Source organism: Streptomyces sp. NPDC050743, from assembly GCF_044456925.1.
In the GTDB taxonomy this organism is placed as follows: Bacteria; Actinomycetota; Actinomycetes; order Streptomycetales; family Streptomycetaceae; genus Streptomyces.
This window is the reverse complement of record NZ_JBITGJ010000222.1, coordinates 1-5,972: the sequence shown is the minus strand read 5'-3', so window position 1 is coordinate 5,972 and position 5,972 is coordinate 1. Positions and strand designations below refer to the sequence as shown.

At 67.2% G+C, this 5,972-nt stretch carries 5 protein-coding genes and 1 pseudogene; 5 read left to right on the top strand and 1 reads right to left on the bottom strand.

All coding sequences use genetic code 11. The features are described 5' to 3' along the window. Positions 1 to 497: 497 nt before the first annotated feature. From ACIBJF_RS51570 to ACIBJF_RS51560, 3 genes and pseudogenes are all read left to right on the top strand, one after another. Complete coding sequence (locus ACIBJF_RS51570; RefSeq protein ID WP_399184823.1) at positions 498 to 1,025, top strand: YbhB/YbcL family Raf kinase inhibitor-like protein; 528 nt, start codon at positions 498 to 500, stop codon at positions 1,023 to 1,025. 503 nt (positions 1,026 to 1,528) lie between these two features. Further along, positions 1,529 to 2,222, top strand: a pseudogene (locus tag ACIBJF_RS51565) (type 1 glutamine amidotransferase domain-containing protein). A gap of 51 nt (positions 2,223 to 2,273) precedes the next feature. After that, the gene (locus tag ACIBJF_RS51560; protein WP_399184822.1) at positions 2,274 to 2,708 is read left to right on the top strand and encodes a VOC family protein; all 435 of its coding nucleotides are present in this window, start codon (positions 2,274 to 2,276) and stop codon (positions 2,706 to 2,708) included. A 66-nt stretch (positions 2,709 to 2,774) separates the two neighbouring features. Here ACIBJF_RS51560 and ACIBJF_RS51555 read toward each other — a convergent pair whose 3' ends face one another. Beyond that, positions 2,775 to 3,680 (bottom strand): helix-turn-helix transcriptional regulator, encoded by a 906-nt coding sequence (locus ACIBJF_RS51555; protein ID WP_399184821.1) that lies wholly within the window; start codon positions 3,678 to 3,680, stop codon positions 2,775 to 2,777. Between the two features lie 244 nt (positions 3,681 to 3,924). Here ACIBJF_RS51555 and ACIBJF_RS51550 point away from each other — a divergent pair, with 244 nt between their 5' ends. Together ACIBJF_RS51550 and ACIBJF_RS51545 are read left to right on the top strand one after the other, a co-directional pair. Further along, entirely contained in the window at positions 3,925 to 4,623 is a 699-nt protein-coding gene (locus ACIBJF_RS51550; RefSeq protein WP_399184820.1) for a type 1 glutamine amidotransferase domain-containing protein, read from the top strand. Between the two features lie 125 nt (positions 4,624 to 4,748). Next, the gene (locus ACIBJF_RS51545; RefSeq protein ID WP_399184819.1) at positions 4,749 to 5,795 is read left to right on the top strand and encodes an NAD(P)-dependent alcohol dehydrogenase; all 1,047 of its coding nucleotides are present in this window, start codon (positions 4,749 to 4,751) and stop codon (positions 5,793 to 5,795) included. Positions 5,796 to 5,972 lie beyond the last annotated feature (177 nt).

Sequence of the window (5,972 nt, the reverse complement as noted above, 5' to 3'; positions counted from 1 at the left end):
GCCGGACGCCGAGCCCACACCGAACGCCACCGCGTCCTCGCCCTCTACGGCATCACATGATCAACCAGACATCCGAGGCAAACGCCGGGGCCCTGCCGCAAGTCCCACTTCGCATGGCCTCAGCGACGCGGCGGGGGAGGGCCCCGCAGCACTGCCGAGCTGTACGGTCACGCAGTGGCCCGGCCGCCCTTCGCGGCATACGGTTGAGGCATGGGAGTGCCACGCTGGATACGTGGTCACACGGCGGCACAGGCGCGCTAGAGCGGACCGGTGCCGCCGTGCCATGTCTTTTCCTTCGCCACAGGGCATTCGAGGTCCGTCGGCGAGGAGAACCTGAGCCAGACAGCAGCGACGGCGAACAGCCGGCCCGGTCACAGCGGCCCTTGCCTCGGGCAACCACAGCAACCGGTCGGCGAGGGCAGCGGCTGCGGCGGACTGACGCCGGCAGTGCCTTTTACCCTCTCCGCTCCGCGGGCAGGGGATGCGAGGGAAACGCCATGATCAAACCCTATGGTCCCTACGACTTCATGCCGCCGATCAGGACCTTCTCGTTGACCTCGCAGTCCGTGGCCAACGGCGAGCCACTGGCCCGCGAGCAGGTAAGCGGCATCCTGGGAGCGGGCGGATCGGACATCTCACCGCAGCTGAGCTGGTCCGGCTTTCCCGAGGAAACACGCAGTTTCACCGTCGCGATGTTCGACCCCGACGTCCCCACTGCCTCGGGCTTCTGGCATTGGGCCGTAGCCAACCTCCCCGCCTCCGTGACCGACCTTCCGGCCGGGGCGGGAGACGGAAGCGCGTTGCCCGGCGCCGCGGTGACGCTGGCCAACGACGCCGGCTACCGAAGGTACCTCGGTCCGGCGACGCCTCCCGGAAACGGCCCGGACCGCTACTTCCTCGTGGTGCATGCCGTCGCCGTGGAAAAACTGGAGGTGTCCGCGACGACGACGCCTGCCCTCATGGACTTCCTCCTGTTCACTCACGCGATCGCGCGGGCAACCCTGTACGGCACCTTCGAGCGATGAGCAGATCGGGGCCGGTCAGCCCTGGCAGTTTCCGAGAAAGCGTCGCGTGGCTACGCTCGGTACTTCCCAGTCACGCAGCATGAGAGGCGTTGCCGTGGCGGCGCTGTCCACGACACTCGCGCTAGCCACCCACGCCGCTGGCACCCGACGGGGGCCGGAAGGCGACCGTGGCGCTGGTGCACGGGCTTTCGCCGACAGACCCAGCTGGAGCGGAGTGGCCGAACGCCTGCAGCGGCACGGCTACCAGGTCACCACTGCGGACAATCCTCTGCGTGCACGCCCGAGGACTCGGCGTACCTGGACAGCCTCCTCAAGACCGTCAAGGGGCGGACCATCCTCGCCGGCCCTCGGCGGCGAAAGCTCTCCAGCAGGCCGCCGCCGGGGCGGGGGACGGGAAGAGCTCGTTGCAACCTTCAGGACATCCGCACACACTTGAAATACACGCCTAAATCAATGACCCCGTAAGTCCTTTCTGAGACGACGGCATACCAGAGGAGCGCCGTATGGCCAAGATCCTTTGTGTGCTGACCGGCGCCAGCTACTGGACCCTCAAGGACGGCCACCGGCACCCGACGGGGTACTGGGCCGAGGAGATCGTGGCGCCCTACAGCGTGTTCACCGACCCCGGACACCAAGTCACCGTGGCAACCCCCGGTGGAGTTGTGCCTGTTGTGGATACGATGAGCCTGGAACCCCGCATGGCGGGCGGCGAGGACAATGCCCTCAAGGAAGAGGCCGTCATCGAGTCGGCGGATGAGCTACGGCATCCCATCTCCCTCAACGAGGTGCGGGTTGAGGACTATGACGCGGTCTACTACCCCGGCGGACACGGACCGATGGAAGACCTCTCAGCCGACCCGGACTCCGTCCCTCCTGCGCGACGCCCTCGCCTCCGGCAAACCGCTCGGCATCGTCTGCCACGCCCCCGCCGCTCTCCTCGCGACCCGCGACGCTGAAGGCGACACACCCTTCGCCGACTACCGCGTGACGGGCTTCTGCAACGAGGAGGAGGCCGGCGTCGGCTTCGCCGACAAAGCCAAGTGGCTGCTGGAGGACGAACTGAAGAAGCTGCCCACCCAGTACTGGAAGGGTCCTATGTGGGAGCCCTACACAGTCGTGGACCGCAACCTCTACACGGGGCAGAACCCCGCCTCATCGGGCCCTCTTGCCAAAGAACTCCTCGAAGCACTCCCTTGACCGCAGGCCAGGCCCGAGAGAACGTCAACCACTCGCTACCGGAGGTTCGTCATGAGCCAGGTCATCGCCGGCCCCAGGATCACCGGAGTCCACCACCTGTCCTTCACGGTCTCCAATCTGGAAGACAGCCTGGCCTGGTACCAGCGGCTGTTCAGCGCGGAGCGCGTGGACTACAAGTTCAACCACCTCTACCGCGAATCGACAGGCTACGGAATCCTGCTGATCACACCCGACTCCGGAGTCGTGATCGGGTTGCACAAGAACACCGGCAATCAGCACGAAGGGTTTCTCGAATCACGGACCGGGCTGGACCACATATCGTTCCAAGTCGGCTCGCGTGCCGACTTGGAGGCGTGGATGTCCTGGCTCGACGAACTGGGGATTGCGCACACGCCCATCAGGGACGAGACGGAACCGTTCGCCTACTCGACTGTCGTGTTCCGTGACCCCGACAACCTGCAGCTGGAGTTCCTCGCCCTTCCCTGACTCCGCAGTGACCGGGCCCGTCGATCCGCGGGCCCGGGGCAGACAGCCCGACGGAACAGCAGCGCGCTAGCCGAGTCGCCGGGTGTGCGCGGAGGTGCTGCTGTGGTTGCTGGAATCCCGTGAGGCTGCTGGTTCCTGGGCGCTCCAGCTGCCAAGCAGTGTCCAGGCGTCCTGGGAGACCTGATCCGGGGCTGGGAGGTACAGGAACAGGGTCTGATCCCTCTCGCCCGGCAGCGTGAACGCCTCGTACTCCACGGTCAGATCACCGACGACGGGATGGTGGTGGCGTTTGCGCCCGTGGGTGCGGTCGAAGACCCTGTGGTCCGCCCACCAACGACGGAAGCACTGGCTCTTCATCGCCAGCTCACCCACCAGCTCCGCTGTCCGGGTGTCGTCGGGGTGGCGGCCGGCATCCAGACGCAAGATCGCCGTCATCTCCGCGGCGACCTGTTCCCAGTCCGGGTACAGGGAGCGGGCGGCCTCGTTGAGCAGGATCCAGCGGGTGAGGTTGCGCTCACGTGCGGGCAGGGCATCGAAGTCGGTCATCAGCGCGCGAGCTAGATGATTGGTGGCCAGCACGTCGGTGCGGCGTCCGAGTATGAAGCCTGCCTGGTCGGTGAAGGAATCCAGGAACCGGCGCACCACGGGCCGGACGCGTTGGACAGCGGGTGCGGAGCGGCGGCCGCTGCCGGGTTTCGGTCCGGTGAGGTCGAAGAGGTGGGCGCGTTCGGCGGCGTCGAGCCGCAGCGCGTCGGCCACAGCCTCCAGCACCCCGGTGGACGGACTGATCTGCCGACCCTGCTCCAGGCGCGTGTAGTAGTCGGTGCTCACCCCGGCCAGGAGCGCGACCTCCTCCCGGCGCAGCCCCGGTACGCGCCGGTAGGCCCCTCGCTCGGGAAGATCAGCGGATTCGGGGCTGATGCGGGCGCGGGACCGCCGCAGGAACTCGCTGAGCTCAACGTTTCTGGCCATGCCTCCAGTCTCCGCCCGCGGTATCGCGCGGTCGACCGGGAAGGGGGGCCGCCCAGTCCTATGCAACGGATTCCCTGGCAGGTCAGGGCAGGGAAGCGGCCTCCGCCGACCAGAGGCCGCGTGTTGTCCTGGATTGCGGAGACCCACCGGGCAGGTGCCGGTTCTCAATGACCGGGCCGAACGCCGATCTCCACCTTCCGCTCAGCTGCGGCTGGCATCCCGCCCAAAGAAAGTGAGTGCCGACATGGCCAAGATCCTGATGGTGCTGTCGGGCGTCGACTACTGGACGCTTACCGACGGCAGCAAGCACCCCAGCGGCTACTGGGCCGAGGAATTCGTGGTTCCGCACCGCATCTTCACCCAGGCAGGTTTCACCGTCGACATCGCCGCGCCCGTGGACGGCAAGCCGGCCGCCGACCCGGTGAGCCTGCGACCCGACGCCGCAGGTCCCGAAGCCGACCACTTCGCCGCCTACATCGAAGAAGCGGCCGAAGCCCTCGCCAACCCCACAGCGCTGCCGGACGTCAAGACGGCCGACTACGACGCCATCTTCCTGCCCGGCGGTCACGGACCGATGGAAGATCTCGCCCACGACCCCGACCTCGGCCGCATCCTGATCGAAGCCGACGCTGCCGGAAAGATCATCGCCCCGGTGTGCCACGGCCCTGCCGCACTGCTGTCAGCGAACCTGCCGGGCGGACGCTGGCTGTTCGCCGGCCGCGAGCTGACCGTCTTCACCAACGCGGAGGAACGGCTCAACGGCACTGCCAGCCGGGCCCCGTGGCTGGTCGAGACCGTCATGTCGGCACGCGGAGCGGTCATCCGATCCGCGAACCCCTGGCAAGCGCACGTCGTCGTCGACGGCAACCTGTACTCCGGCCAGAACCCCGCCTCCAGCAAGCCACTGGCCGAAAAGCTCGTCACCGAGCTCAGCAGCCGCTGACCCCACCGCGCCTGGCGCTATCGGCACCGACACCCCGCCACCGATAGCGGCCAGGCACCCCGGCAGGTCACCCTCACCACTCGACCGCCAACAGCTTCACAACTCAGCACTTAGGGAACACCAGCATGACCAGCACCACTACCGCCTACGCTGCACACTCTCCGAAGGCTCCGCTGGAGCGCACCGCCATCGAACGCCGCGACGTCGGCGAATTCGACGTCCTGATCGACATCAAATACGCCGGCATCTGCCACTCCGACATCCACCAGGTCGACGAGGGCTGGGACGAAGGGATCTTCCCGATGGTCCCCGGCCACGAGATCGCGGGCATCGTCTCCGAAGTCGGCCCGGGCGTCACCAGGTTCCGGACCGGTGACCGCGTCGGCGTCGGCTGCATGGTCGACTCCTGCCGCACCTGCGACAACTGCAAGGCAGGCAACGAGCAGTACTGCACCGGCAGCGGCATGGTCGGCACCTACAACGACACCGGCAAGGACGGCCAGCCCACCTACGGCGGCTACTCGCAGGCCATCGTCGTCGACGAGAACTACGTCGTGCGCATCCCCGACGATCTCGCCCTGGACGTCGCCGCCCCGCTGCTGTGCGCCGGCATCACCACCTACTCCCCACTCCGGCACTTCGGCGCCGGCCCGGGCAAGAAGGTGGCGATCCTGGGCATGGGCGGGCTCGGCCACATGGCCGTCCAGATCGCCCACGCGCTCGGCGCCGAGGTAACGGTGCTCTCCCAGTCCCTACGCAAGAAGGACGACGGGCTCCGACTGGGCGCCGACCACTACCACGCCACCAGCGACCCGAAGACGTTCGAGGAACTGGACGGCACCTTCGACCTCATCCTCTCCACCGTCGCGGCCCCGCTCGACTTCAGCGCGTACCTGTCCCTGCTGAAGACCGACGGAACCCTGGTGAACGTCGGCCTGCCCGAGGAACCGATCTCCCTCGACCTCTTCTCCGTCGTCACCGGCCGCAAGACCATCGCCGGCTCCCTGATCGGAGGGATCGCGGAGACGCAGGAAATGCTGGACTTCTGCGCCAAGCACGGCATCGGAGCGGAGATCGAACTGATCCGCGCCGACCAGATCAACGAGGCGTACAAGCGCGTCCTCACCATCGACGTGCGGTACCGCTTCGTGATCGACACAACGACGATCTGACCGAACCGCGTCCCTGAGCGCTGCCGGCCGCCTCGGCGAGCGCGGTCGGTGCCACACCGCGCCGTATGCGGTGTCGCCGCAGCCGGTAGCTGTCAAGTCAAATGAAACGAATGTGCGGCTATGAACTGTGTTGCTGTGGTTCGTGTCGTCGGGTGGGGTCGTTGATCCACGCCTGCT